At 30.5% G+C, this 25,667-nt stretch carries 26 protein-coding genes; 23 read left to right on the plus strand and 3 right to left on the minus strand.

Annotated features, from left to right (window positions below):
- Nucleotides 1-26: 26 nt before the first annotated feature.
- The gene (locus OC535_RS13560) at nucleotides 27-1,307 is read right to left on the minus strand and encodes an O-acetylhomoserine aminocarboxypropyltransferase/cysteine synthase family protein (RefSeq protein ID WP_498824057.1); all 1,281 of its coding nucleotides are present in this window, start codon (nucleotides 1,305-1,307) and stop codon (nucleotides 27-29) included.
- Between the two features lie 744 nt (nucleotides 1,308-2,051).
- Here OC535_RS13560 and OC535_RS13565 point away from each other — a divergent pair.
- Nucleotides 2,052-2,504 carry a hypothetical protein gene (locus OC535_RS13565; protein WP_024722556.1) on the plus strand — a complete coding sequence of 151 codons (453 nt, stop codon included), beginning with the start codon at nucleotides 2,052-2,054 and terminating at the stop codon, nucleotides 2,502-2,504.
- Nucleotides 2,505-2,541: 37 nt separating this feature from the next.
- Here the strand turns inward: OC535_RS13565 and def are convergent, their stop codons facing one another.
- Both def and OC535_RS13575 read right to left on the minus strand, forming a co-directional pair.
- Nucleotides 2,542-3,111 carry a peptide deformylase gene (def, locus tag OC535_RS13570; RefSeq protein ID WP_024722555.1) on the minus strand — a complete coding sequence of 190 codons (570 nt, stop codon included), beginning with the start codon at nucleotides 3,109-3,111 and terminating at the stop codon, nucleotides 2,542-2,544.
- A 60-nt stretch (nucleotides 3,112-3,171) separates the two neighbouring features.
- The gene (locus OC535_RS13575; protein ID WP_084300728.1) at nucleotides 3,172-3,408 is read right to left on the minus strand and encodes a hypothetical protein; all 237 of its coding nucleotides are present in this window, start codon (nucleotides 3,406-3,408) and stop codon (nucleotides 3,172-3,174) included.
- 112 nt (nucleotides 3,409-3,520) lie between these two features.
- Between OC535_RS13575 and OC535_RS13580 the strand changes: the two genes are divergently transcribed.
- From OC535_RS13580 to rlmD, 22 genes are all read left to right on the plus strand, one after another.
- On the plus strand, nucleotides 3,521-3,787 hold the full coding sequence (locus tag OC535_RS13580; protein WP_024722554.1) for a UPF0223 family protein: 267 nt from the start codon (nucleotides 3,521-3,523) through the stop codon (nucleotides 3,785-3,787).
- Between the two features lies 1 nt (nucleotide 3,788).
- Nucleotides 3,789-5,042, plus strand: a complete 1,254-nt coding sequence (locus OC535_RS13585; RefSeq protein ID WP_264467807.1) for an FtsW/RodA/SpoVE family cell cycle protein — start codon at nucleotides 3,789-3,791, stop codon at nucleotides 5,040-5,042.
- A gap of 33 nt (nucleotides 5,043-5,075) precedes the next feature.
- On the plus strand, nucleotides 5,076-5,378 hold the full coding sequence (gene ylbD, locus OC535_RS13590) for a spore coat protein YlbD (protein ID WP_227053661.1): 303 nt from the start codon (nucleotides 5,076-5,078) through the stop codon (nucleotides 5,376-5,378).
- Complete coding sequence (locus tag OC535_RS13595; protein ID WP_024722558.1) at nucleotides 5,368-5,550, plus strand: YlbE-like family protein; 183 nt, start codon at nucleotides 5,368-5,370, stop codon at nucleotides 5,548-5,550. The genes ylbD and OC535_RS13595 overlap by 11 nt, the downstream gene beginning before the upstream one ends.
- A 6-nt stretch (nucleotides 5,551-5,556) precedes the next feature.
- Nucleotides 5,557-5,904: a YlbF/YmcA family competence regulator gene (locus OC535_RS13600; protein WP_024722552.1), complete on the plus strand. Its 348-nt coding sequence runs from the start codon at nucleotides 5,557-5,559 to the stop codon at nucleotides 5,902-5,904.
- An 8-nt stretch (nucleotides 5,905-5,912) separates the two neighbouring features.
- Nucleotides 5,913-6,461, plus strand: coding sequence for a 16S rRNA (guanine(966)-N(2))-methyltransferase RsmD (gene rsmD / locus OC535_RS13605; protein WP_024722551.1), 549 nt, complete (start codon nucleotides 5,913-5,915; stop codon nucleotides 6,459-6,461).
- Between the two features lie 4 nt (nucleotides 6,462-6,465).
- The gene (gene coaD / locus OC535_RS13610; protein WP_024722550.1) at nucleotides 6,466-6,960 is read left to right on the plus strand and encodes a pantetheine-phosphate adenylyltransferase; all 495 of its coding nucleotides are present in this window, start codon (nucleotides 6,466-6,468) and stop codon (nucleotides 6,958-6,960) included.
- Nucleotides 6,961-7,104: 144 nt separating this feature from the next.
- A complete protein-coding gene (locus OC535_RS13615) occupies nucleotides 7,105-7,977 on the plus strand; it encodes an aspartate carbamoyltransferase catalytic subunit (RefSeq protein ID WP_024722549.1) in 873 nt (290 codons plus the stop codon).
- Nucleotides 7,970-9,238: a dihydroorotase gene (locus OC535_RS13620; RefSeq protein ID WP_498824058.1), complete on the plus strand. Its 1,269-nt coding sequence runs from the start codon at nucleotides 7,970-7,972 to the stop codon at nucleotides 9,236-9,238. The genes OC535_RS13615 and OC535_RS13620 overlap by 8 nt, the downstream gene beginning before the upstream one ends.
- Before the next feature lie 8 nt (nucleotides 9,239-9,246).
- Entirely contained in the window at nucleotides 9,247-10,002 is a 756-nt protein-coding gene (locus OC535_RS13625) for a dihydroorotate dehydrogenase electron transfer subunit (protein WP_498824059.1), read from the plus strand.
- Nucleotides 9,995-10,912, plus strand: coding sequence for a dihydroorotate dehydrogenase (locus OC535_RS13630; RefSeq protein WP_024722546.1), 918 nt, complete (start codon nucleotides 9,995-9,997; stop codon nucleotides 10,910-10,912). Before OC535_RS13625 ends, OC535_RS13630 begins: the two co-directional genes overlap by 8 nt.
- A 248-nt stretch (nucleotides 10,913-11,160) precedes the next feature.
- Nucleotides 11,161-13,305: an ATP-dependent helicase gene (locus OC535_RS13635; RefSeq protein WP_498824060.1), complete on the plus strand. Its 2,145-nt coding sequence runs from the start codon at nucleotides 11,161-11,163 to the stop codon at nucleotides 13,303-13,305.
- 654 nt (nucleotides 13,306-13,959) lie between these two features.
- On the plus strand, nucleotides 13,960-14,418 hold the full coding sequence (locus OC535_RS13640) for a GNAT family N-acetyltransferase (RefSeq protein ID WP_227053669.1): 459 nt from the start codon (nucleotides 13,960-13,962) through the stop codon (nucleotides 14,416-14,418).
- A 75-nt stretch (nucleotides 14,419-14,493) separates the two neighbouring features.
- Nucleotides 14,494-15,453 (plus strand): PD-(D/E)XK nuclease family transposase, encoded by a 960-nt coding sequence (locus OC535_RS13645; protein WP_498824061.1) that lies wholly within the window; start codon nucleotides 14,494-14,496, stop codon nucleotides 15,451-15,453.
- 125 nt (nucleotides 15,454-15,578) lie between these two features.
- Entirely contained in the window at nucleotides 15,579-16,604 is a 1,026-nt protein-coding gene (locus tag OC535_RS13650) for a PD-(D/E)XK nuclease family transposase (RefSeq protein WP_498824062.1), read from the plus strand.
- 253 nt (nucleotides 16,605-16,857) lie between these two features.
- Nucleotides 16,858-18,852 carry an NAD-dependent DNA ligase LigA gene (gene ligA, locus OC535_RS13655; protein WP_498824063.1) on the plus strand — a complete coding sequence of 665 codons (1,995 nt, stop codon included), beginning with the start codon at nucleotides 16,858-16,860 and terminating at the stop codon, nucleotides 18,850-18,852.
- A gap of 44 nt (nucleotides 18,853-18,896) precedes the next feature.
- Entirely contained in the window at nucleotides 18,897-19,970 is a 1,074-nt protein-coding gene (locus OC535_RS13660) for a CamS family sex pheromone protein (protein WP_498824064.1), read from the plus strand.
- 9 nt (nucleotides 19,971-19,979) lie between these two features.
- Nucleotides 19,980-20,270 carry an Asp-tRNA(Asn)/Glu-tRNA(Gln) amidotransferase subunit GatC gene (gene gatC, locus OC535_RS13665; RefSeq protein WP_498824065.1) on the plus strand — a complete coding sequence of 97 codons (291 nt, stop codon included), beginning with the start codon at nucleotides 19,980-19,982 and terminating at the stop codon, nucleotides 20,268-20,270.
- Entirely contained in the window at nucleotides 20,270-21,718 is a 1,449-nt protein-coding gene (gene gatA / locus OC535_RS13670; protein ID WP_227053638.1) for an Asp-tRNA(Asn)/Glu-tRNA(Gln) amidotransferase subunit GatA, read from the plus strand. Before gatC ends, gatA begins: the two co-directional genes overlap by 1 nt.
- Nucleotides 21,719-21,723: 5 nt before the next feature.
- Nucleotides 21,724-23,157: an Asp-tRNA(Asn)/Glu-tRNA(Gln) amidotransferase subunit GatB gene (gene gatB, locus OC535_RS13675; RefSeq protein WP_227053637.1), complete on the plus strand. Its 1,434-nt coding sequence runs from the start codon at nucleotides 21,724-21,726 to the stop codon at nucleotides 23,155-23,157.
- Between the two features lie 49 nt (nucleotides 23,158-23,206).
- Nucleotides 23,207-23,902: a hypothetical protein gene (locus tag OC535_RS13680; RefSeq protein ID WP_024722541.1), complete on the plus strand. Its 696-nt coding sequence runs from the start codon at nucleotides 23,207-23,209 to the stop codon at nucleotides 23,900-23,902.
- A 32-nt stretch (nucleotides 23,903-23,934) separates the two neighbouring features.
- A complete protein-coding gene (gene rlmD / locus OC535_RS13685) occupies nucleotides 23,935-25,284 on the plus strand; it encodes a 23S rRNA (uracil(1939)-C(5))-methyltransferase RlmD (protein ID WP_024722540.1) in 1,350 nt (449 codons plus the stop codon).
- Nucleotides 25,285-25,667 lie beyond the last annotated feature (383 nt).

Consider the following 25,667-nt stretch of genomic DNA (forward strand, 5'->3'; position numbering starts at 1 on the left):
CATCTCAATTTGAGATGCTAATAATTTTAAATTTTTTTAAAAGCTTGTTTTAAATCGGCAATCAAATCTTCGGCATCTTCTAAACCAACAGACATCCTAATTGTTTCTTGTTTTACTCCTCCTGCTAAACGTTCTTCTTCTGACATTTGAGCATGAGTAGTGCTGGCTGGATGTGTCAATAAAGAACGAGAATCAGCAAAATTAGTAACATGAATAAATAATTTGATGTTATCGATGACTGTTTTACCACCAGCAACACCGCCTTTTACACCAAATGTATAAAGACCACCAAAACCATTAGGGAAGTATTTTTTTGCTAATTCATAATTAGAATTATCTGGTAGTTCGGCATAACTTACCCATTCAACATCTTCACATTCATTTAAAAACTTAGCTAATATCCGAGCATTTTCAACATGTTTTTTCATTCTTAGAGATAGTGTTTCTAATCCAAGTAGAGTCATATAGGCATTAAATGGTGCCATACAACCACCTAAATCACGTAATGTTTTGGCAACAGCTTTTGTACAAAATGCAGCTTGACCTAAATTCGCATAAATAATATCATGATAGGCTTTATCAGGGGTATTAAATAAAGGATAACGAGGATTGTCTTTCCAATTAAAGTTACCACTATCGACAATGATTCCACCCATGACATTACCATGTCCAGCTAAATATTTAGTCGTTGAATAAACTACTAAATCAGCCCCATGTTCAATTGGTTTAAATAAATATGGTGTTGGGGTCGTATTATCAACAACAAATAAAATACCGTATTTTTTAGCGATTTTATTTATAGCATCAAAATCCAACATATCACCATTAGGATTTCCTACAGATTCTACAAAGATTAATTTTGTTTTATCAGTTATTGCAGCTTCTAAAGCTTTTAAATCTTTAGGATCAACAAAATGAGATTTAAATCCCATTGTTTCCATTGTTCCTGATAAAGAACCAATCGTTCCACCATAAAGATTATTAGCTGCTACGATTTCATCGCCGCTTTGACAAACTGTCATTATCAATCCCATAATAGCTGCTGTTCCTGAAGCAAAGGCAACAGCTCCAAACCCGCCATCAAGAGCTGCCATTCTTGTTTGTAAAGCATCAACAGTAGGGTTAGATAAACGTGAATAAAAATAACCACCTTCTTCTAATGCGAAAATTCTTGCAGCTTGGTCGGCATCTTCAAAGGTAAAAGCATTTGATAAATATAACGGCATACCGGTTGCTTTGGTTACAGGGTCAGGTTTTTGACCAGCATGTATTTGTAATGTTTCAAAACCATAATTTTTATTATCCATTGATATATCCTCCTCAAATTGACAAAATTGTATCACAACTATAATAATATTTCTATAATAAATGCTGTAAATAGCTGCCTTTATCTATTATTTTAAAGCAGGATTTAATTTTATCATGTCATCAAGTATTTTGTATGTTAGATGAATCTTAGTTAAGATCGTATAGCAGTTGAATCAAAAAAAGATTATAAAATTAAATAGTCTATTTTAAAGGCTATTGATAATAATTTGAATTTAAAAACACAAATTGTTGTATCAAATGAATTGATCTTTACCGTTTAATGGTATTTTTAACCGTTAAATTGTGAAATTGAAAATTTTCTTTTTTTTTGTTATAGTAAAAATAAGAAAAGCTTTAAAATATATTTTATTAATTAATTTGACAGGGAGAGGAGGAAAAGTAAGTTTTATGATTAATAAATTATATTTAAAAATATAAGTTTTCAAAATAATAGTTTATCAGATATTAGTATGTATTAGCTGCTTATTAAAAATATACAGCAAATAATAATTAGAAATAAAAAAATGATAGTATATAATAAGGATAAATAAAAATATTGCAGTAATTACATCTTTTAGTGAATCAAAATTATCATCAAAAGATTCTGCTGGAGAGGCAGCTGTTAATAAAAGTGTTGATTTTACTTATAAATATGGCTATGAAAGAATCGAAGCTGGCAGTTATGGAATGGCTTCTACGTATAGATCACCTTATTATACACAAACGATTCATGGGGAATAATTATGTTTAGGTTAAAGAATATTATAATTGTAGTAATTAGATACTTGATTTTGGCTTTTTGGAGCTTTTATGAGTTCGTTACTTTAAATAATTATTTAAGCGCACTTGTTTATGAAGAAGTATTTCCAAATGGATATACTGAAAGTGAAAAGCTTAGAGTAGATAGCATTTCTAACGTGATCAATAAATTATATTATGTAATATTAATATTGGTAATAGCTTACTTATTGATTTTAATTATTAATTATTGGAAAGATAAGGATTTAAAATATAGTCTTATAAATATTGGTTTACTTGCATTGATATTTGCAGTGATAGTATTTGCTAAATATTTTGTTTGTCATTGTTATATGCTAGATGAATTACTTCATTTAAGACTATATGGTGGTTGTGCTGCAATAGCAGTAATAATATTACTGGGATCAAAGTTTGTAAAGAGCAAGAGAATTAAATGATATTAAAAAGACTGCAAAACTTGCAGTCTTTAAACTTTTATTCAATAATCATAGCATTTTCTATCGGTGCAAAAGGATTATCTTTATTGATTCGATCATAGAAAAGTGTTCCTTCAAAATGATCTAATTCATGCTGTAAACAAATTGATAAAAAACCTCGAGCAACAATTTTCACTTCTTGATCAGTCAATATATCATATCCCTTAACTGTCACTTTAGCGTAGCGTGGTACATAACCTTGAACTTCTTCATTTACTGATAAACATCCTTCACCATCTTTTAAATAAGATTTCTTTTCAGTATAAGAAATGATTTTAGGATTAACTAAAGCATAGTCATTACTCTTAGTAATATTTCCGTCTTTATCATAATCTAAAACATGAATAGCACACATTCTTTTAGGAATCCCTAGTTGAATCGCAGCAATCCCAACAGCAGGACGTAAATCATATTTTTCAGAAATTTCTGGGTCTTGAGAGTTGACAAGAAATTCATGCATTTTTAATAAGAGATTACGATCTTCCTCATTTAGAGGCAATGATACTTCTTTTGAAACTTCACGAATTTTTTTGTTATGGTCATCGATTATATCTTTCATTGTTAACATAGTTTCACCTCATTTAAATTCTGATAGTATTATATCATAAAATGAGGTGAAATAAAGACTTTATCCGACTCTAATTCTTGAATTTCCACAAATGATCAATAATAAGAATACTACTAAAACGATTGCAAACCAGTTTGTTGATCCAAAACCGTTGTTACATCCACAGCTGTTGCTGCATCCACAACCACAGTTAGACATTGAAAAACCACTATTGCATCCACAGCATCCAAATGGATTTGTGATGAAAGGACTGTATGAATTGCATCCACATCCAGAATAGTTAAATCCACAGTTCATATTATCACCTCCTTTAGTATATCCTATTCTAATATTTATCTTTTGCCTGGGTTATTGTAGATAATAATTAAATTTTACGTTATAATAGAAAAAAATTAAGGAGTGATTAAATATGGATTATAATTATCCGTTAGACTATAATTGGTCAACTGAAGAAATAATTGATGTAATTGCTTTATATAATGCAGTAGAAAAGGCATATGAAAAAGGTATTAGTAAAGAAGAATTTATGAATGCTTATCGCAAGTTTAAAGTTATTGTTGATAGTAAAAGTGCGGAAAAACAGTTAGATAAACAATTTTATGAGATTTCCCACTATTCAATTTATCAGGTAGTAAAAGCAGCTAAAGAAAATGACTGGATTCAAGTAGGTGAGTAATTTGGTAAAAAAAAGGTTTACAAAGATAAAAAGAATAATTGATCGATTAAAACAGCTTTTTACAAGTCGGGGTGTAGATAAAGGAATCTATATAAGTGTCTTTATTCTTGCTGTTTTTGGAATTATTATGATTGGTTCAGCTTCAATTGGAAGTGTAACTTCATCAGAGAAAACGGTTACTTTAGCGATAAAAAATATGAGTACGCAAACAGTTTATGTTATTGCTGGAGCGGCTGTAATGATTTTTATCGCTAGAGTTTTTAAAACACGCTATATTGATTATACAACGTCAATGAAGTTATATTTATTAGGAATTATTTTGATGACGATATGTAGATTTTGGTCTGATTCTCATGGTTCTCATGCCTGGATCAAGTTTGGTGGGGCGTTTAGTATTCAGCCAGCTGAATTTATGAAAATTGCAATGATTTTGATTATGAGTTATTTTTTAACCGAAAGTGATAAAGCTTTTGTTGTTAAGGGACGATTTAAAACAGCAGCATTGAAAGCTGCATTTTATAAAGAAAAGTTTTTAAAATGCGTATTTTTACCAATGCTCTTAGTTTTTATTGCAGCTGTTGTCGGAGTGTTTATTCAAAAGGATTTTGGAACAACTGTGATTCTGGTAGGTATTTGTTTCGTTTGTTTTATTGGAACCCCAAGACAGTATTTTAAGAAGTATAAAAAAATGGTGTGGATCTTTATTGGTGTTTGTGCAGTAATATTGACAATTATTGGAACCACTGTCTTACAGCCTTATCAGTTAGGCCGAATCTATTCGTGGCTTGATCCAATGTCAGATCCTTATAATAGCAGTTACCAGTTGGTGAATGCGCTGATTGCTTTTAGTGATGGGGGACTATTTGGCTTAGGGTTTGGAAATTCTACCCAAAAATATGGCTATATTCCTGAATCTCACAATGATTTTATTGGAGCTATAATTTATGAAGAGCTGGGAATAATTGGCTTAGGGTTAGTAATTATTCCGACATGTGTTGTCATTTTTAAATTATTAAAATATTCAAACGAAGTAAAAGAAAATAAGTCAAGAATTATTTTGCTCGGAGTGTCATCATATTTCTTTTTACATTTAATAATTAATCTCGGAGGAGTTTCGGGATTAATTCCAATGACAGGGGTACCATTGCTGCTTATTTCTGCTGGTGGTTCGTCAACTGTCAGTGCCTTTGTGGCTATTGGAATCGCTCAGGCAATAATTGCTAAGCATAATCGACAAAAATTTGACACCGATTAGAGATAAAAAACATATAATATACTAGGTGATATTATGGACGAATTTAAAGAGTTTTTAAAAACTGTCCCTAGTGTAAAGCAGGATGTTTTAAATGGTCGTTATACTTGGCAGCAATTATATGAGATTTATGTGATGTATGGTAAAGATGATAAATTTTGGCAGCCATATAAAACTAATAGTAATGTTGATTTAAATGCGATAATTGAAATTATTAAAAATATTGATTTGAATGCTTTATCAAATAGTTTGAGTTCAATTGAAAAAGTTTTGAATGTAGCTAGTTCTTTTTTAGATAAAAAAGAACCGGAAAGAGAAAGAAAATGGTATGATGAATGAAGAAATAAGATATTATCTTCGTTATCATCCCCACTGGTATATTGTTTTATCTAGATATCCTCAAGAATATGGTCGTCTAGTACAAGAATATAAAGATGAAAAAAATCAACAATTTATTGATAAAATAGATCAAGTTTCAATGCTGATAAATATGTTGGAAATGATGATGTAGGTGAATATGCAAGAAATATTAGATAAATTAATAAATGAAATAAAAAGGGATCAACGTTATCTTGATTATCTTGAAGCTGAAAAAAAGCTTCATACAAAAGATATCGAAGAGTTATTGCGGGATTATCAAAATAAACTTGATCAATATGAAGAAATAAGAAAATATGAACAATATATTGATAATACGCAAATTAAAGAAGAAATCAAAGATTTAAAACGTCGGATTAGTTGTAATGAGGATATTATTGATTATTATCAAAAATATCATCGCTTAAATGATTTTTTGGAAGAAATAACTAAAATCGTATTTGGAAATATATCAAAAGAACTGGATTTATCTCCGTATAAGTTATAAGAGGGTTTATGAGAGTAATAGCAGGTAAATATAAAAGTAGACAGTTAAAAACTGTAAAATCAAATCTAACACGTCCTACGACAGATCGTAATAAAGAAAATATGTTTAATATTATCGGACCTTATTTTCAAGGGGGAAATGTATTAGATTTATTTGCAGGTAGTGGTGGATTAGGAATAGAAGCTTTATCGAGGGGCTGTGATTTTCTTTATAGTGTTGATCATCAATACGCTGCTTTTCAAATAATTAGAGAAAATATTAGATCTTTAAAGATTGAAAATGCTAAAGTGTATAAACTTGATTATCGAAAAGCATTAAAAAAATTTAGTGAAGAAAGAATTAAGTTTGATTTGGTTTTATTAGATCCGCCTTATGGCAAAGGATTAGTTGATGGAATATTAGAATTTTTAATTGAGAATGAAATGTTGAATGAGGGCTGTATTATCATGGTAGAAGAATTGAAAGAAGTTGTTTTTAAAGCTTTTGAGCAAATAAATTTGCTTAAAAAAAATGACTATGGTATTACAGCATTGAATGTATTTAAATATCAGGGGTAAGAGTATGAAGAAAAATATTGCAGTATATGCAGGAACATTTGATCCTGTAACTAATGGACATTTAGATATTATTGAACGTGCCAGCAGAATGTTTGATGTTTTGTATGTGACGATTTGTATTAATCCCAATAAACAGGGGCTTTTTACAATTGCAGAAAGAAAAGAATTATTAAAAAAAGTTTGTCAACAATTTGATAATGTGATCGTTGATTCATCGGATAAGCTTTCAGTAGAGTATGCTAAAGATGTCGGATCAAAAATTTTAGTACGCGGAATTAGAGCAACGATGGATTTTGAATATGAACTACAGTTAGCTTTTTCTAATCAATATTTGGATAAAGATGTCGACATGGTATTTTTAATGACAAAACCATCACACTCATTTATTTCTTCTTCAGCAGTAAAAGAAATGGTTAGTCATAAGCGGCATGTTGCTGGCTTAGTACCAGCTTGTGTAGAAGAAGCTTTACAAAAGAAATTCCAGAAATTAAATGGCTGAAATCAAATTGGTTTTGTTTAAAATAATTGTCAAAATCAATGATATTTGATATGATGAATAAAGAAAAAAGATACATCAACTGGGTATAATGAATATTATTTCCCAATTATACCTCGTTAGAGGTATTTTTTATGGAGGAAAACAATGAATATATTTACATTAAAAGATTTTTCAACAACTGATATTAATTTGATTTTAGATGAGGCAGAAGAATTTAAAAAAGGGAAAAAGGTAGATTATAATGGCAAAAAAGTTGTCGCAAATTTATTTTTTGAACCATCAACAAGAACGCATTATAGCTTTGATAAAGCGGCTTATAATTTAGGCTGTCGAACTCAAAATTTTGAAACAGCTAATTCAAGTGTTCAAAAAGGAGAAACTCTATATGATACTGTAAAATTTTTTGAGTCGATCGGTTGTGATGCGGTCGTTATCAGACACCCGAAAGAAAATTATTATGAAGATCTGGTTGATCGAATTACGATTCCTATCGTGAGTGGTGGTGATGGAACAGGAAATCATCCTAGCCAATCTTTATTGGATTTAATGACGATTCGTGAAGAATTTGGACATTTTGAGGGTTTAAAAATAGTAATTGTTGGAGATATCGTTCATTCAAGAGTAGCTCATAGTAATTATGAAATTATGAAACGTTTAGGAATGGAAGTTTATACTAGCGGTCCGCGTGAATTTGAAGAACCAGGGTATAATTATGTTGACTTTGATACGATTTTACCAGAGGTTGATATTGTTATGCTGCTTAGAGTTCAACATGAACGGCATCATAGTTTAATGAAATTAACTACTGATCAATATCATGAATTATACGGATTAAATCGTGAAAGAGTTAATAAAATGAAAGAAAGGGCAATCATAATGCATCCAGCTCCATTTAATCGTAATGTTGAAATTGCTGATGAAATCGTTGAATGTAAACAAAGTCGAATTTTTAAACAGATGGCTAATGGAGTTTTTGTGAGAATGGCATTATTGAATCGGGTGTTAGGCGATGACTAAAGTATTATTTAAAAATGGTGATGTTTTTTATCATGGTAAAATCCAGAAGTTAGATGTTCTAATTGAAAATGATAAAATCATTGATATTAAACAAAATATTGATCAAGCTGATGAAATAATTGATATTGCTGGTAAATTGTTGACTCCAGGATTTATCGATATCCATGTACATTTAAGAGAACCTGGTTTTGAGCATAAAGAAACAATTGCAACAGGGACTAATTCAGCAAAATATGGTGGATATACGCATTTAGTAGCAATGGCTAATACGATTCCCTGCATGGATGATGTCGAGACGATCAGAGATTTTAAAAGACGGGTTGAAAAAGATGCGAAAGTACATACTTATACATATAGCGCAATTACTAAAGAGCTAAAAGGACAAGAACTAGTGGATTTTGATGCGAATAGTAAAGAAACGATCGTTGTCGGTTTTTCGGATGATGGTAAAGGAGTTCAGTCTAAAGATATGATGGAAGCAGCAATGAAAGCTGCTAAGGCAAATGATTCAATTATTGTAGCTCATTGTGAGGATGAAGGTGAATTAAAGCCGGGAGCATGTATCAATGAGGGGAATTATGCTAAGGATCATGATTTAGTAGGAATTAATAATGCTTCTGAATATAATCATGCGGTTCGTGATTTAAAACTTGCTGATGAAATAGGAAATCGCTATCATATTTGTCATATTTCTACTAAAGAAACTGTGGCGGCTTTAAAAGAAGCACGTAAGACAAATAGTCTTGTTAGTGGTGAAGCATGTCCACATCATCTGATTTTAACGGATGATAATATTAAAGATATGAATCCTAATTATAAAATGAATCCGCCATTAAGAAGTAAAGAGGACCTAGAGGCTTTGATTGCTGGCATCAATGATGGTACTGTAACAGTGATCTCAACTGATCATGCACCACATGCAATTGCTGAAAAGAATAAGCCAATCGATAAAGCCCCATTTGGAATAATCGGAAATCAGCATGCCTTTAGTTTAATGTATACATATATTGTAAAAAAAGGACTTATTCCTCTAGAAAAAGTATTGACTTGTATGTCATTAAATCCCGCCAAAGTAATTGAGATCGATCATGATTTAGAAATTGGCTATAAAGCAAATTTAGCTGTTTTCGATCTTGAAGAAGAATATACAATAACTAAAGATAATATTAAATCTAAATCAATTAATACCCCATTTTTGGATACAAAATGTTATGGTGTATTAAAATATCATGTTTTAGATGGTGTAATTACTAAAATATAGGAGGTATTATGGCTAATTTACAAGGGATGATGAAAATCGTTAGTATTGAAAATATTGCTGATGAAGTATATGAAATGGTTTTAGAAGGTGCAGGGGCTAAATATATTAGTGCTAGCGGGCAGTTTATTAATATCAAGATCAATGATAGTTTACAGCCTTATTTAAGAAGACCGATGTCAATTAGTGATTATGATGAAAATCATATCGTTATCGTTTTTAAAGTTGTTGGTGAAGGTACTGAACTTTTAAAGAATAAAGAAATCGGTAGTTATTTAGATTGTTTGATTGGTTTAGGAAATGGCTTTACGATCAAAGATGGTAAAGCATTACTCATTGGTGGCGGATTAGGAACACCACCTTTATATAATTTAGGTAAAAAATTAAAAGCTCAGGGAATTGAAGTTACAACAGTTCTAGGTTTTAATAGTGCTAAAGATGTTTTTTATCAAGAAAAGTTTGCTGAATTTTCTAAAGTCTATGTTGCAACTATGGATGGTAGTGCAGGAACTAAAGGAACGGTTATAGATGTAATTAAAAATGAAGGTTTAATTTTTGATAATTACTATACTTGTGGACCAGAGCCAATGCTAGATGCTTTAGCGCTAAATTATCCTGAAAACGGGCAGCTATCATTTGAAGCTCGTATGGGATGTGGTTTTGGAGCTTGTATGGGATGTTCATGCAAAGTTAAAACTAAACCATATAAACGAATTTGTGTTGAAGGACCGATATTAGAAAGTAATGAGGTGATCGTAAATGGCTAATTTGAAAGTATCATTACCTGGGCTGGAAATGAAAAATCCCATTATTCCTGCTAGTGGAACATTTGGATTTGGATATGAATTTGCAAAATTTTATGATTTAAATATTTTAGGCTCAATGATGTTAAAGGGCACAACATTAGAACCACGTTATGGAAATCCTTTACCCCGAATTGCTGAAGGACCAAGCGGGATGCTTAATGCCATTGGACTTCAAAATCCTGGAGTTGAAGCAGTAATGAATGAGGAACTAGAAAAACTAAGACCATTATATACTGATAAAGTTATTGCTAATATCGGTGGTAGTGCGCCAGAAGACTATGTCGAAACAGCTAAGCGTTTATCAACTCATGATATGGTGGGGGCTTTAGAATTAAATATTTCTTGTCCAAATGTTCATAGTGGTGGAATTCAATTTGGAACTAATCCGCAAATGGCAGCAGATCTAACGCGCCGTGTTAAAGCTGTTTCTAAAGTACCTGTATATGTAAAATTATCACCAAATGTAACCGATATTGTTGAAATGGCAAAAGCTGTAGAGGAAGCTGGAGCTGATGGTATTACAATGATCAATACGCTTGTAGGGATGCGTTTTGACTTAAAAACAGGGAAGCCGATCATTGCAAATAAAACAGGAGGATATTCAGGTCCGGCAATTTTTCCTGTCGCACTTAGAATGGTTTATCAAGTAAGTCAGGCTGTTGATATTCCTGTAATTGGCATGGGGGGAATTCAAAGTGCCCGTGATGTTATTGAGATGATGTCAGCAGGTGCCAGTGCTGTGGCAATTGGATGTCAAAATTTAATTGATCCATATGCCTGTAAGAAAATAGTTGAAGATTTAGATTCTTTACTTACTCAATTAGGAATTGATGATATAAACGATTTAGTTGGACGCTCACATAAATATTAAAAACAGTGTATTATTTATACATTGTTTTTTATTTATTGATAGTATTAGTAATATATATTGAATATTAGTTTTTAGGGCAAAATTATTAATAAAATAGAAATATTATATTTAGTAAGCTGGATGGAATTATAACTAGATCATTTGAGTTTTTAGGTTATATTATCTAGTTTTAAAAAGTAGAAAAATACTTAGAAATAAGTATCTTTTATAAAAGATATAAGCTATAATAAAGCGGTGGTGGTGATGAGATGGATTTAGATAAATTATTAAATAAAAATCAAAAAGAAGCAGCTACTTATCTTGATAGTCATTTAAGAATAATTGCTGGTGCTGGTTCTGGAAAGACGAGAGTTGTTACATATCGAATTGCCTATTTAATTGATGAAGTTGGTGTTGATCCTCATAAGATCCTTGCGATTACTTTTACGAATAAAGCTGCAAATGAAATGAAAGAAAGAGTTACTAATATATTAGGACCATATGGTATGGGTTCTTTAATTTGTACAATTCATTCATTATGTGTAAGAATTTTAAGACAGCATATCAACGTTATTAATTATCCTAGTACTTTTATGATCATGGATGAAGAAGATCAAAAAGCATTGATTAAAAAAATTTATAACAATTTAGATATTGATGCAAAGACGATTAGTATCAAAAGCATGATCGCTTCTATTTCAAGTTATAAAATGGCTAATATAACGCCTCAACGTGCTTTAGAATTAGCTGGACAATTTCAAGGTGAAATAAAAAAAGCCATGGTTTATAAAGAATATTTAGAATATCAGGAAAATCACTTTATGCTTGATTTTGATGATTTATTATTAAAAGCAGTTTATATTTTTGAAAATTATCCTGATGTGCTAGAAAAATGGCAGTACCGTTTTCAATATATTCATGTTGATGAGTTTCAAGATGTAGGTAATATTGAATATCGTTTAGTAAAGTTAATGGCAAAAAAAGCGATTACTTGTGTAGTTGGTGACCCTGACCAAACAATTTATTCATTTAGGGGTGCTGATGTTAATTATATTTTAGATTTTGATAAAGACTTTAAACCATGTAAAACAATTATTTTAGATCAAAACTATCGTTCAACAGGTAATATTTTAAATATTTCTAACTGTTTGATTCGTAAGAATCAAAATCGTTTAGAAAAAGACTTATATACTGAGGCTACCGGTGGTGCTGAAGTCATTCACTTTACTGGTAAAAGTGAACAGGAAGAAGCTGATTATATTTGTGGGCAAATAGAAAAAATCATTAATGATGTTGAAGGTGTCAATTATCGGAATTTTGCTATATTATATCGTGCTAATTATTTATCACGAGTAATTGAACAAAGCTTAATTTCTCATGGGATCGATTATCGAATTTTTGGGGGACTTAAATTCTTTAATCGTAAAGAAGTAAAAGATGCTTTAAGTTATTTACAGTTAGTTTGTAATGCTGAAGATTTAGCTTTTGAACGAATTATCAATGTTCCTAGTAGGGGAATTGGTAAAAAGACATTAGAAAATATTCAGCAGGTTGCTTTGAATAATCAAGTTAGTTTGTATGAAGCATTAACTTTATTTAGTGATCAAATCAGATTGTCTACAAAAGCTAAAAAAGAAGTAAAGATCTTAGTTGAGGCAATTGAAACAGCAAAACATTCAAGTTTACCGATGCATCAAATGTTTGAAGAGTTGATGAATAATACTGGTTATATTGAAATGCTGAAAAAGGATCTTGAAGAAAATAGAATTGATAATATTCATGAGTTACAGCGTTCAATTTATGAATTTGAGAATCAAAATCCTGATTTAGCAACAATTGAAAATTATTTACAAGAAATTTCGTTATATACTGATAATGACAATATTGATGAAAAACAATACGTAAGTTTAATGACAATTCATATGGCTAAAGGTCTGGAATTTGATTATGTTTTTGTTTTAGGTCTATCGGAAGGAATTTTCCCAAGTTTTAGATCGATCAGTGAATCTGATGAAGGCTTGGAAGAAGAGCGCAGATTAGCCTATGTTGCTTTTACCAGAGCGAAGAAGCAGTTGTTTTTAACTGATAGCGAAGGGTTTAGTTTTGTCACTGATTCACCTAAAATAGCAAGTCGTTTTATTGATGAAGTTGGTAAAGAGGGAATCAAACATATTGGAGCAAAACCTCGTTTTAAAACAGCTAATTATATAAATACATCACTTAATAAAGCTGATTTAGTCGGTAATAATCAGGTTAAAGACTGGACTGTTGGTGATTTTGTCATGCATGATACTTTTGGTAAAGGGGTTGTGGTTAAAGTTAACGGAAAGACTCTTGATATTGCGTTTGAATTACCGGCAGGGTTAAAAACCTTGATGGCAGGACATAAGGCTTTAAAGAAGCTGACAAATTAGCACTCTTAGGAGTGCTTTTTATTGTTTATTGAAAATATGTATAGTAAAGTTATATTTATAGATGTAAAATATTTAAAGATGTTAGGAGGAACAAATGCAAGAGTTATTAACTAATAATGATGAATTATTTGTTTGTTTTAATTTAAATTGTCATGATTTGCCATTTGTAATATCAATACTTATAATGGAACTAAAATTATTAAAAAGATGAATGATCAGTTGTTAGAGAGGGGTGTATTAGCTAATACAGACTGATATTTACTAGAATTATATAATTAAGGTTAACTGTAATCATTAATAATATTATTAGATATGTAATTGATTCTAATCGTTAAAGAAATGTTTGGATTGGTAATACTTATGTAACTAATCTTATTTATAAAGAGACGATTCAAGGATATTCAATGTATAAAAATAATATTACAAGTGTCAAAATAGATGAAGGGATATAACTTTTTTAAATGGAATATCACAAATTATTATGGTAATTTAAAAGGATGTGAGGTAGTATAGATTGAATTATGGTATCAAAAATATATTGATGAAAGAAAGTTTGGTAATAAAGAATTACCAGCTATTAATAATAGTATTTGAAAATATAAAACAAAAAATGTTTACTTTTCTTAGATTAATAGAAAGGGTCAAGGAATAAAAATGAAAATAGAAAAAGCAAAAATTAAAGATATTGATGAAATTAAGCAGTTATATCAAGTTTTATTTTTAGATATGGCTAATTTACAACCAGAATATTTTAAAGCAGCTAAACAAGATGAAAAGTTTTTAAAAATGATTATTGAAAGTGATGATAGTGATATATTAGTAGCTAAAAATCAAAAAATTATTGGTTTAGCATTAGTTCAAAAACAACAAACACCTCCATATAGTTGTCTTGTTGAACATAGCTATACATATTTGATGGATTTAGTTGTTGATGTAGATTTCAGAGGACAGGGGATAGGGAAACAGCTAATTGAAAGTGTTAAAAACTGGACTTTAGAAAGAAATTTAGAATATATTGAATTAAATGTTTTAAGTGAAAACAAAAAAGCTATTAATTTATATAAAAAAATTAATTTCAAAGAAAAAATGAAAACAATGAGAATGAAATTATAATGAAAAATTAAAATTTTAAATTAAAAAGAAGTAATTTCTCTAATTATCTTGTAAAAGATAATGAGGAGGAAAAATATGATTCATGAAAAAAATATTATCGATAATAACAATAATGTTCGCTTTAATAATGACCTGTTCTTTAAATACCTGCTTTCCAGAGATACTTTAGAATCTATAAAACTGAGAAAGTTTATCGTTAAATCTGTCACCCATCTTGATTGTCAACAGATGATCGTTAAAAATCCCGAAATCAATCTAAATACGGTCCTCGCTAAAAATATTATCCTCGATATCTGTGCTGTTGATGAAAAGGGTCGAATCATTGATATCGAGATGCAGATGGCTGGCAACAGTAATAGCGAAAGCACCCGCTTTCAGTTCTATGGTGCCAGACTGTTAGTAGAACAGATCGATACCGGTGAAAAATATCATCAGCTAAGACCGGTATATCAAATCATCTTTATCAATGAAGATGATGATCGTTTGATCAAAGATTATGCGTTTCGAGATGATCAGGGAGAGCTGGAAAAAGAAAATCTTAATTACCGCTATTTTATCAAGATGAGACATATCGATAAGATCATCAAAGAAAAAGGAATTGAAGGATTAAATGATCTAGAAAGATTATGTTATTTGTTTATAAAAAATGAATACACTGCTATAATGAAGGAAAGAGAAGAAGATATAGTGGAGATGGTGATAAAGATGTATGACAAGTTTAGAAGTAATGAGCCGATATGGTCATTAGCGAATCAGTTAGCGTTAGCGAAGCTTAGAACAGAATCCTTAGAGATGGAGCGCGAAGAAAAGACAGCCAAAAGAATCGAAGAAGGAATCAAAAAAGGCATCGAGCAAGGTATTGAAAGAGAAAAACGTAATCGCTGTATAAAAATGTTAGAAAAGCGTTACCAAAAAGATTATTCAAAATGGATAGAAGGCTTGAGTGAAAAGCAAATAGAATTAATATATGAATATATATTTGAAGAAGATGATTTTGAAGTATTTAAACAAAGGATAGAAGCTGGTAAATATTAGTGATAAAAAATAAATGGACAAAACATTAAGCAGTTTTGTCTGTTTATATTTTTATTTGAATATTTTTCAATTTATAAAAGCAATTCTCCTTTTTAGATTGTAAAAGATAATGAGGAGGAAAAAATATGATTCATGAAAAAACTGTTATCGATAATAACAATAATGTTCGCTTTAATAATGACCTGTTCTTTAAATACCTGCTTTCCAGAGATACTTTAGAATCTATAAAACTGAGGAAGTTTATCGTTAAATCTGTCACTCATCTTGACTGCCAACAAATGATCGTTAAAAATCCTGAAATCAATCAAAATACGGTCCTCGCTAAAAATATTATCCTTGATATCTGTGCTGTTGATGAAAAAGGCAGAGTCATTGATATCGAGATGCAAATGGCTGGCAATAGTAATAGCGAAAGTACCCGCTTTCAGTTCTATGGTGACAGACTGTTAGTAGAACAGATCGATACTGGTGAAAAATATCATCAGCTAAGACCGGTATATCAAATCATCTTTATCAATGAAGATGATGATTGTTTGATCAAAGATTATGCGTTTCGAGATGATCAGGGAGAGCTGGAAAAAGAAAATCTTAATTACCGCTATTTTATCAAGATGAAACATATCGATAAAATCATCAAAGAAAAAGGAATTGAAGGATTAAATGATCTAGAAAGATTATGTTATTTGTTTATAAAAAATGAATACACTGCTATAATGAAGGAAAGAGAAGAAGATATAGTGGAGATGGTGATAAAGATGTATGACAAGTTTAGAAGCAATGAGCCGATATGGTCATTAGCGAACCAGTTAGCGTTAGCGAAGCTTAGAACTGAATCCTTAGAGATGGAGCGCGAGGAAAAGACAGCCAAAAGGATCGAAGAAGGAATCAAAAAAGGCATCGAGCAGGGTATTGAACAAGGGATTGAACAGGGTATTGAGATTGGACGAGAAGAAGGAATCGGAATTGGCCGTAAACAGGAAATTAAAAGAAACAAGAATAATTGTATTGAATTACTTAAGGGAAGATATCAAAAAGATTGTAGTAAATGGGTAGAGGGTTTGAATGAAGAGCAAATAGAATTAATATATAAATATATATTTGAAGAAGATGATTTTGAAGTATTTAAACAAAGGATAGAAAATAATAAATAAAATTTTATATATATGCTGTTAGTTGCTCTTATTTTAGGTAAACGTTAAAAAGAGATTTCTTAAATGATTGATATATGTCATTTTTGAAATCTCTTATTTTTAGTTATCCATTATTAAGTAAGAATTGTTATTTAAATAAATAATCGATTAAGTAAATTAAAAATATTAGTCTAATTATAATGGTTAAAATATTTATTTTTTGTTTTATAGTTAATTTGATTTTGGTATAATGTTGTGGATTAGGAGTGAAAAAATGAGTGATTTAAATAGATATAATGAATTGAAGCAGACAATTTTATACCATAATGATCGTTATTATAATCAAGATGATCCAGAAATAAGTGATTATGATTATGATATGATGATGCAAGAATTAAAAAAATTAGAAAAAAAGCACCCCGAATATATAACAAGCGATTCTCCAACGCAAAAAGTTGGAGGAACGGCTAAACGTGAAGCTGGGGTTCTTGTAAGACATAATGTTCCGATGTTATCTTTACAAGATGTTTTTACAAAAGAAGAAGTTGAACAATTTGTAAATGATATGCAAGAACAGCTGGATGATCCAACTTTTGTAGTTGAATATAAGATTGATGGACTGTCTTTGGCATTAAGATATGTCAATGGAAAATTAGATGTAGCAGTAACTCGTGGTGATGGTATTCTTCAAGGTGAGGATGTTACAGTTAATGCAAAAGTAATCAAAGATATTAAAAAAACTTTAAAAGATCCTATTGAGTATTTAGAAGTTCGTGGTGAAGTTTATATGACGAATGAGGCTTTTGATAAAGTCAACGAGATTCAGGAAATTAACGGGAAAAAACTTTTTGCTAATCCTAGAAATTGCGCTGCAGGAACATTACGTCAATTAGATAGTAAAATTACTAAAGAAAGAAACTTATCAATGTTTGTTTTTAATATTCAGGATGTTCGTGGTAAAGAGTTTACTAGTCATAGTGAGGGTTATGAATATTTAAAGAAGCAGGGCATTAAGATAATTGAAGATTATAAAGTATGTAAAACTGCTGATGAGGTATGGCAGGCAATCGTAGCAATTGGTGAAAGTCGTGATAAATTAGATTATGATATTGATGGTGCAGTAGTCAAAATAGATAGTTTTGCCGATCGACGAAAATTGGGTAATACAGCAAAAGTACCACGATGGGCAATTGCTTATAAATATCCACCTGAAGAAAAAGAGACAAAGTTATTAGAAATCGAACTTTCAGTTGGAAGAACTGGTAGAATTACACCAACTGCTATTTTTGAACCAATTCGTTTATGTGGAACGACAGTTTCAAGAGCAACATTACATAATCAAGATTTTATAGATGATTTAGATATTCGAATTGGTGATACTATCGTCGTATACAAATCAGGAGAAATTATTCCTAAAGTTCGTCGTGTTGTTAAAGAAAAAAGATCAGCAAATAGCATTCCTTATATTATTGGGGATAAATGTCCTGTATGTGGGGCACCAGCTATGCGAATTGGTGATAGTGCAGATATTAAATGTACTAATCATAGTTGTCCAAGTAAACTAATTAGAAATATCGTTAATTTTGTTGGTCGTGATGCGATGGATATTAAGGGATTTGGTTTTGCTTATGTAGAAACTTTGGTCAATCATGGATATTTAAAGGATTTAAGCGATATTTATGGTTTGATTGATAAACGTCAAGAATTGTTGGATAAAAAGATTATTGGATTAGTAAAAAGCACTGATAATTTATTGAATGCAATAGAAGGTAGTAAAACTAATGATGCAAGTAAACTGCTTACTAGTTTAGGAATTAGTAATGTAGGTAAATCAGCAGCTAAAAGTTTGATGAAAAAGTTTAAAAATATTGATAATCTCATGAATGCAAGTTATGCCCAATTGATAGAAGTTAATGATATTGGTGATATTAGTGCAACTGCAATCATTAAATATTTTAAAAATCCTGAAAATCGTGAGATGATCAAAAAACTTAAAAACTATGGTGTAAATATGGAAATAATCGAAGATAAAGATAGTGATGATCGATTTGCCGATATGACATTTGTAGTAACAGGGACTTTGCCGACTTTATCAAGAAAACAAGCAGGTGAACTAATTGAAAAACATGGTGGTAAAGTTTCAGGTTCAGTATCTAAAAAGACAAATTATTTAGTAGCTGGTGAAAATGCTGGAAGTAAATTAACTAAGGCGCAAAGTTTGGGAATTAATGTTATTAATGAAGAAACTTTATTAGAGATGGTTAAGTAAGGAAAATAATGTTATAATGCTCTAGTATAAGGAGGAACCATAAGATGAAGAAAATTGCTGTTTTATTGAGTGCTATTTTATTACTTACAGGATGTCATGATGCAAAAGAGACTGTTGAAAGTCAGATTGCTAATGACGCCTCAACTGTTGATAGTTTAGATGATTCATTTTATCGGGTAGTTAATTTTAATATAAATTTAAATCGTGATAATTACTATACTTCTTTTGGTCAAACTAGTGATTTTCAAACAATTGGTAGAGAATTACAAGTAATATCAACAGCCTATTTTTCAACTGATGATTATTATATGTCAGAAGGTCAATATTTAGAAACAGAGGATATGAATAAATTATTAAGACGTTCTAGCGATCCTGAAGAATATCCCTATACTTTGCAAGTTCAAAGAGGTGAATCGGTAGGTGGAATCGAAAATCCAATAATGGTATCTACTGTTCACGAACAGGATTATTATTTAAAAGATGGTGATAAATATGAATTGAAAGGGATTTCCTTGGCAATTGTCCTTGATCCTCGTAATGAAGATAATTCACGTTTAACTACTTCTATGGATGATGCAACGGTTGAAGAATTTGGACGACAATCAATTAGTAAATTGTATGATTATCTTCAAACAAAAGATGATTTGAAAGATATTCCCGCAAATATTTGTGTTTATTATGCAACTAATACTAATGAAAGTGATATTAATGGACGTTATATTTTAAAAAGTTATTGTGATGGCAGTGTAGGAAATATCGAAACTTTAGACTATCATATTTATATGTTTACAAGTGAAGAAGCGACAGCAGCAGATGAAGAAACATCATCACAGTTTGAGATCTTTAAAAGTAATATGAAAAAAGCTGCTACTGAGGCAGTTGGAATAGTTGGTTATGGTCGATATAAAGATGGTACGATTCAATCAATGAATATTAATTTAAATATTAATGTAAAAACTTATGAAGAATTGATCTATCTTGTGTCAACTGCTGCAGATGAGATCGATAATGAGTTTACAGGATTTGATATTAAAGTACTGGTATATTCACAAGATGAATTAGAAGCTATTATTATTAAAGATAAAGGTGAAAAGGCTAAGAGCAGTTTATTGTATTAGGAGAATATTATGGAAAGTAAAGAAGAAATGTTAAAAAAGCTAGGTTTAAAAACAATGTTTAATATTAGCGATGGAGAAATGCCAGAATTGGTAGATGAATATGATATATTTATGAATCATGTGGCGGTATTAGAGGAAATTGATACTGAAGGAATTGAACCTTTAGCATATCCATATGAAATTGAGACTACTTTTTTACGGGATGATGAGCCAATTGATATTATTAGCTTAGAGGATGCTTTAAGTAATGCTAAAAGTGTTCAAGAAAACCAAATAAAAGTACCAAAGGTGGTGGGATAATGAAAGTATATACAATAGAAGAATTACATAATTTGATCGTTAATCAAGAGATTGATTTAAATAAATATTATGAAGAATTGTTTGATGAAGTTGATTTTCAACAAAAGCGCTTGAATGCTTTTGTAACAATTACTAAAGATAAAGCATTTGAAAATATTAAAAATATTGAAGTAAAAGAAAATGAGATGTTAAAAGGAATACCAGCAGTATTTAAAGATAATTATAATACTAAAGGAATCAAAACGACAGCTTCAAGTAAAATGTTAGAAGATTATGTACCTGTTTATGATGCTACAGTAGTAGAAAAATTGTATGATCAGGGAATTAGTTTGATTGGTAAAGCTAGTATGGATGAATTAGCAATGGGCGGAACCAATAAATCAGCTTTGACAGGACCAGTATATAATCCTTGGGATTCAACTCGTATTGCAGGAGGATCATCAGGGGGAAGTGCAGCACTAGTTGGTAGTGGTCTGATTCCCTTTGCTCTTGGAAGTGATACCGGAGATTCAATTCGTAAGCCAGCAGGTTTTTGTGGAGTCGTAGGATTTAAACCAACTTGGGGAAGAATTTCACGCTTTGGCGTTATTCCTTATGCTTCAAGTTTAGATCATGTAGGAGCTTTTACTCGTAATGTTCGAGACATGGCAATTGTAACCGAAGCACTTGCTGGAAATGATAAACATGACATGACTTCAAGTACCCAGCCGGTACCACATTATTTAGAAAATTTAAATAGTGATATTAAAGGAATAAAAATTGCTGTTTTAAAAACCGTTAGTGATGAAATTAGAAATGAAGATATTAAAAACAATTTTAATCAAGTGATCGAAACATTCAAACAATTAGGGGCTATCGTTGAAGAAGTAGAAATTCCTTTGCATTTAGCTAAAGCAATATTACCAACATATACGATCATTGCTAATAGTGAAGCTACTAGTAATCATTCATGTTTAGACGGAATTAAATATGGTGATCGTCAAGCTGGTAATTCTACTGATGATGTAATGATCAATTCGCGAACAGATGGTTTTGGAGCTCATATCAAACGTCGTTTTATTTTAGGAAATCTTGCTTTAGCGACTGAAAATCAAGAAAGAATGTTTAGAAAAGCCCAACGAGTAAGACGTTTGATCGTTAATGAACTAAATAAAATTTATCAAGATCATGATATTATTTTAACGCCAAATGGAGGAAGTATTGCGCCTAAAGTTGATGAAGCAATAGATGATCGTTTATCAGATGAATATATTATTTTAGAAAATCATCTAGCATTAGGTAATTTTGCAGGGACCCCAAGTTTATCATTACCTTCAGGGTTTAGTGAAGGAATGCCGATTGCTGTAAATCTAATGGGACGTTTATTTGAAGAACAAACAGTATTTAATGTAGCTTATGCTTTAGAGCAGGCTTTGGGCTTTGCTAATCAATATTCAAGAGAGGGGTAGAAAAGATGAATTTTGAAACAGTTATTGGATTAGAAGTGCACTGTGAGTTAAAGACAAAATCAAAAATGTTTTCTGGAGCCCCAGTTACGTTTGGTGAAGCTCCAAATACAAAAGTTAATATCATTGATATGGGAATGACGGGAGCTATGCCGGTTTTAAATAAAGCTGGAGTTGAGTTTGCAATTAGAGTATGTAGTGCTTTAAATATGGAAATAGATGAACTAGTGTGTTTTGATCGTAAAAATTATTACTATTCAGATTTACCAAAAGGTTTCCAAATTACTCAGGATCGTCATCCAATTGGTCGTAATGGAACAATGAATATTGAAGTTGATGGTCAAAAACAGATCGTGGAAATTGAAAGATTACATATGGAAGAAGATACTGCTAAACAGTTTCACTTTGATGACTATTCTTTAATTGACTATAACCGAGCTGGAATTCCTTTGATTGAAATCGTTACTAAACCAACGATTAGAAGTGGAGCAGCGGCTGCCGCATATTTGGAAAGATTAAGACAGATTTTATTGTTTACTGATGTAAGTGATGCCAAGATGGAAGAAGGATCAATGCGTTGTGATGTCAATGTTTCGATTCGTCCTTTTGGCAGTGAGAAATTTGGAACAAGAACAGAAATTAAAAATTTAAATTCAATTTCAAATGTTCAAAAAGCAATTGAATTTGAAGTGGCTCGCCAAGAAAAAGTACTAATTAGTGGTGGTGAAGTTTTACAAGAAACAAGACGTTATGATGAGGATAAAAAAGAAACAGTAGTTATGCGTGCTAAAGGTGATGCTGTGGACTATAAATATTATCCAGAACCAAATATTTTGCCGATTCGTTTAGATCATCAATGGGTTGAAGAAATTATTTCTAAGATACCCGAAATGCCAGAATCTAGAGTAAATCGTTATATTAATGAATATAAGATTCCTAAAACAGATGCTTTGATTTTAGTACAAACTAAAGAGATGTCAGATTTCTTTGATGCAATCGTAAAATATACTGATTATTATAAGATTGCCTGCAACTGGTTATTAGGTGAAGTACAGGCTTATTTGAATAAAAATAATTTAATTATTAGTGATACTTTATTGACACCAGAATATTTAGCAAAGATGATTAATTTTATTCAGGATGGAACTATTTCTAGTAAACAGGGTAAAAAAGTATTTGAAATATTAATGGCTGAGGGTAAAGATCCTGAAGTTATTATTGAAGAAAATAATATGAAACAAATATCTTCACCAGAAGAATTAACTAAAATTATTAATGAGGTTTTAGATGCTAATCCACAATCAATTGAGGATTATAGTAATGGTAAAGATCGAGCTGTGGGATTCTTAGTTGGACAGATCATGAAGAAAACTGGTGGTCAAGCTAATCCGGGTCTTACAAATAAATTATTGATTGAATTATTAAAGAAAAGAATTTCTTAATGTACAAATATCTATATATTTGGTACAATAGTTGAAGGAGGATATGAATATGTCTCAAAAAAGATTTGTATTTGACGATGAATTAGAAGAAGACTTACAATCATTAAAAAATGAAGATAAGTCAGTTAAAAATATAGAGAAAACTCCCTTAACTAATTCTATTGATAAGGATATTGAAAAAAAGCCAATGGGTAAACGCAAGAAAAAGAGAAAAATAAAGAAAAGATGGATTGCTTTAATTTTATTACTTTTAATGATAATTATCTTTATCGTATATGTGTTCGTAGCAGGAGGTAATGATGGTCCTGTTTATGGTGATCGTTGTGCATCGTTGATATCTATTGACGAAGATAAATTTACGGATGTTGAAAATACTATTAAAGCTGATCCAAATATCAACAGCATTGATATTGAAGTAGATTGTCGGATTATTAAGATTTCAATGAATTTTGTTGATAATATTACTTCAGATGATGCTAAACAATTAGCAACCAATGCCCTACATACATTAGATGATGCATTAGGACAACCCAAAAGCGAAGATAGTACCTATAGTGAATTATTAGGAACTGCTAATGGTCGAGGGCAATATAATGTAGAATTTGTTTTAACTAGTAATGGTGATACAGATTTCCCAATTTTTGGAACTAAGCATCCAAGTAGTGATGAAATCAGTTTTACAGGTGCTAATATGGTTGATGAAAGTGCTACTAATCGTGCTTTAAAGAAAGATGAAACCGAATAGACGAGCGATGCTCGTCTTTTTAGGAGGAAAAGATGAAGAAAAATGATTATTTTTATGGTGAATGTGTTGATTTGACACATGATGGTCAGGGTGTTGTTAAAGTCGATAACTTTACATATTTTGTTAAAGGAATGCTAGTTGGTGAAACAGGAAAACTTAAAGTAATCAAAGTATTGAAGAATTATGCAATTGCTAGATTAATAGAGCTTGATAAAGTTTCTAAATATCGTCAAGAGCCTAAATGTTTGGTTTTTAAACCATGTGGCGGTTGTCAATTACAGCATTTAAATCAAGAAGGACAAATGCTATTTAAGACTAAACGAGTTAAAGATTGTTTAGAAAGAATTGGTAACTGTTATGTTAAAGTAAATGATTGCTTAATGATGGAAGAGCCATGGTATTATCGTAATAAAGTTCAAATGCCAGTGGGAATCAAAGGCAACAAGCTGGTAACTGGTTTTTATAAACAAAAATCAAATGAAATTATTCCTTGTGATGAATGTTCTATCCAAAATAAATTGTCTAATCAAATAACAAAAAGAGTTAAAGAATTAATGGAAGAATATAAGATTTATCCGTATGATAAACTATCACATCAAGGAAATATCAAACATATATTAACGAAGCATGGTTACCATACTAATGAGGTAATGTTGGTATTAATAAGTTATCTTGATCAAATAAACAACATTGATAAACTTGTAACAGCGATTACTAAAGAGTTTCCCATGATTAAAACAGTAATTCAAAATATCAACCATCGAATCGATAATGTTATTTTAGGAGATAAAGAAGTTATATTATATGGTGATGGTTATATTTATGATCGATTATTAGATAATCAGTATAAAATTTCATTAAAATCATTTTATCAAGTAAATCCTATTCAAGTAGAAAAACTCTACCAAAAAGCCATTGAGTTTGCAGAATTATCAAAAGATGATATTGTTTTAGATGCGTATTGTGGAATTGGAACAATTACCCTTTCACTAGCAAAATATGTTAAAAAAGTTTATGGTGTAGAAATCGTTGAAGCAGCTATTAAAGATGCTAAAACTAATGCAAGTCTAAATAATATTAAAAATACTGAATTTAAGTGTGCTGATGCTGGAAAATATATGATTGAACTTGTAAATAATCACCAGCATTTAGACGTTGTTTTTGTTGATCCACCACGTAAAGGATGCTCGGCTGAATTTTTAGATTATTTGATTCAGGCTCATCCTAAAAAAATAGTTTATATTTCTTGTGATGTTGCAACTCAAGCTCGTGATATTAAGTATTTGCAGGGATTTGGTTATCATGCTGATATCTGTCAGCCTGTTGATATGTTTCCCCAAACAACGCATATAGAAAATATTCTGTTATTAAAATGTAGTTAGATCAATACTTTTAAATAATGTAATGCATTTATAAAGTAACAGATAAATAAGTAAATTGATAGATAATTGCTTAATAGACAGTGTAAATATTGGGTCTCTAAACTTCCATGGGATTTTGTTGATCTCGCTTTTGTTTATAGTTGAAAAAGTATCATTCAATACCGTGGGGTCAAGAATGATACTTTTAATATGCTCAAACATTTATTTTATTTAATTAGTATCTGGCCTTACTGGTTCTTTATTTGATTTGTAAATATTGGTATTAGTACATAATACGATTTTTTAATCTTTCAAAATTTTTATATTTTAAAGTTATTTTTAATAGAATCTTAATTCAGCCATTAATAGATTCAATTGGCTTATTTGAGGTCCTTTTTCTATTA

It is taken from the genome of Clostridium sp. Marseille-Q5894, from assembly GCF_946902305.1.
Taxonomy (GTDB): Bacteria; Bacillota_I; Bacilli_A; order Erysipelotrichales; family Coprobacillaceae; genus Thomasclavelia.

What these genes read in the sequence shown, in the direction of transcription:
- OC535_RS13575 (WP_084300728.1), bottom strand. Translation starts at nt 3,408, where the DNA reads ATGAACTGTGGATTTAACTATTCTGGATGTGGATGCAATTCATACAGT.
- OC535_RS13580 (WP_024722554.1), top strand. Translation starts at nt 3,521, where the DNA reads ATGGATTATAATTATCCGTTAGACTATAATTGGTCAACTGAAGAAATA.
- OC535_RS13660 (WP_498824064.1), top strand. Translation starts at nt 18,897, where the DNA reads ATGAAGAAAATTGCTGTTTTATTGAGTGCTATTTTATTACTTACAGGA.
- OC535_RS13645 (WP_498824061.1), top strand. Translation starts at nt 14,494, where the DNA reads ATGATTCATGAAAAAAATATTATCGATAATAACAATAATGTTCGCTTT.
- OC535_RS13625 (WP_498824059.1), top strand. Translation starts at nt 9,247, where the DNA reads ATGGCTAATTTACAAGGGATGATGAAAATCGTTAGTATTGAAAATATT.
- gatC (WP_498824065.1), top strand. Translation starts at nt 19,980, where the DNA reads ATGGAAAGTAAAGAAGAAATGTTAAAAAAGCTAGGTTTAAAAACAATG.
- OC535_RS13620 (WP_498824058.1), top strand. Translation starts at nt 7,970, where the DNA reads ATGACTAAAGTATTATTTAAAAATGGTGATGTTTTTTATCATGGTAAA.
- OC535_RS13650 (WP_498824062.1), top strand. Translation starts at nt 15,579, where the DNA reads ATGATTCATGAAAAAACTGTTATCGATAATAACAATAATGTTCGCTTT.
- OC535_RS13560 (WP_498824057.1), bottom strand. Translation starts at nt 1,307, where the DNA reads ATGGATAATAAAAATTATGGTTTTGAAACATTACAAATACATGCTGGT.
- OC535_RS13595 (WP_024722558.1), top strand. Translation starts at nt 5,368, where the DNA reads ATGATGAATGAAGAAATAAGATATTATCTTCGTTATCATCCCCACTGG.
- OC535_RS13640 (WP_227053669.1), top strand. Translation starts at nt 13,960, where the DNA reads ATGAAAATAGAAAAAGCAAAAATTAAAGATATTGATGAAATTAAGCAG.
- rlmD (WP_024722540.1), top strand. Translation starts at nt 23,935, where the DNA reads ATGAAGAAAAATGATTATTTTTATGGTGAATGTGTTGATTTGACACAT.
- rsmD (WP_024722551.1), top strand. Translation starts at nt 5,913, where the DNA reads ATGAGAGTAATAGCAGGTAAATATAAAAGTAGACAGTTAAAAACTGTA.
- coaD (WP_024722550.1), top strand. Translation starts at nt 6,466, where the DNA reads ATGAAGAAAAATATTGCAGTATATGCAGGAACATTTGATCCTGTAACT.
- OC535_RS13630 (WP_024722546.1), top strand. Translation starts at nt 9,995, where the DNA reads ATGGCTAATTTGAAAGTATCATTACCTGGGCTGGAAATGAAAAATCCC.
- gatB (WP_227053637.1), top strand. Translation starts at nt 21,724, where the DNA reads ATGAATTTTGAAACAGTTATTGGATTAGAAGTGCACTGTGAGTTAAAG.
- gatA (WP_227053638.1), top strand. Translation starts at nt 20,270, where the DNA reads ATGAAAGTATATACAATAGAAGAATTACATAATTTGATCGTTAATCAA.
- OC535_RS13565 (WP_024722556.1), top strand. Translation starts at nt 2,052, where the DNA reads ATGTTTAGGTTAAAGAATATTATAATTGTAGTAATTAGATACTTGATT.
- OC535_RS13600 (WP_024722552.1), top strand. Translation starts at nt 5,557, where the DNA reads ATGCAAGAAATATTAGATAAATTAATAAATGAAATAAAAAGGGATCAA.
- OC535_RS13635 (WP_498824060.1), top strand. Translation starts at nt 11,161, where the DNA reads ATGGATTTAGATAAATTATTAAATAAAAATCAAAAAGAAGCAGCTACT.
- OC535_RS13615 (WP_024722549.1), top strand. Translation starts at nt 7,105, where the DNA reads ATGAATATATTTACATTAAAAGATTTTTCAACAACTGATATTAATTTG.
- def (WP_024722555.1), bottom strand. Translation starts at nt 3,111, where the DNA reads ATGTTAACAATGAAAGATATAATCGATGACCATAACAAAAAAATTCGT.
- ylbD (WP_227053661.1), top strand. Translation starts at nt 5,076, where the DNA reads ATGGACGAATTTAAAGAGTTTTTAAAAACTGTCCCTAGTGTAAAGCAG.
- ligA (WP_498824063.1), top strand. Translation starts at nt 16,858, where the DNA reads ATGAGTGATTTAAATAGATATAATGAATTGAAGCAGACAATTTTATAC.
- OC535_RS13680 (WP_024722541.1), top strand. Translation starts at nt 23,207, where the DNA reads ATGTCTCAAAAAAGATTTGTATTTGACGATGAATTAGAAGAAGACTTA.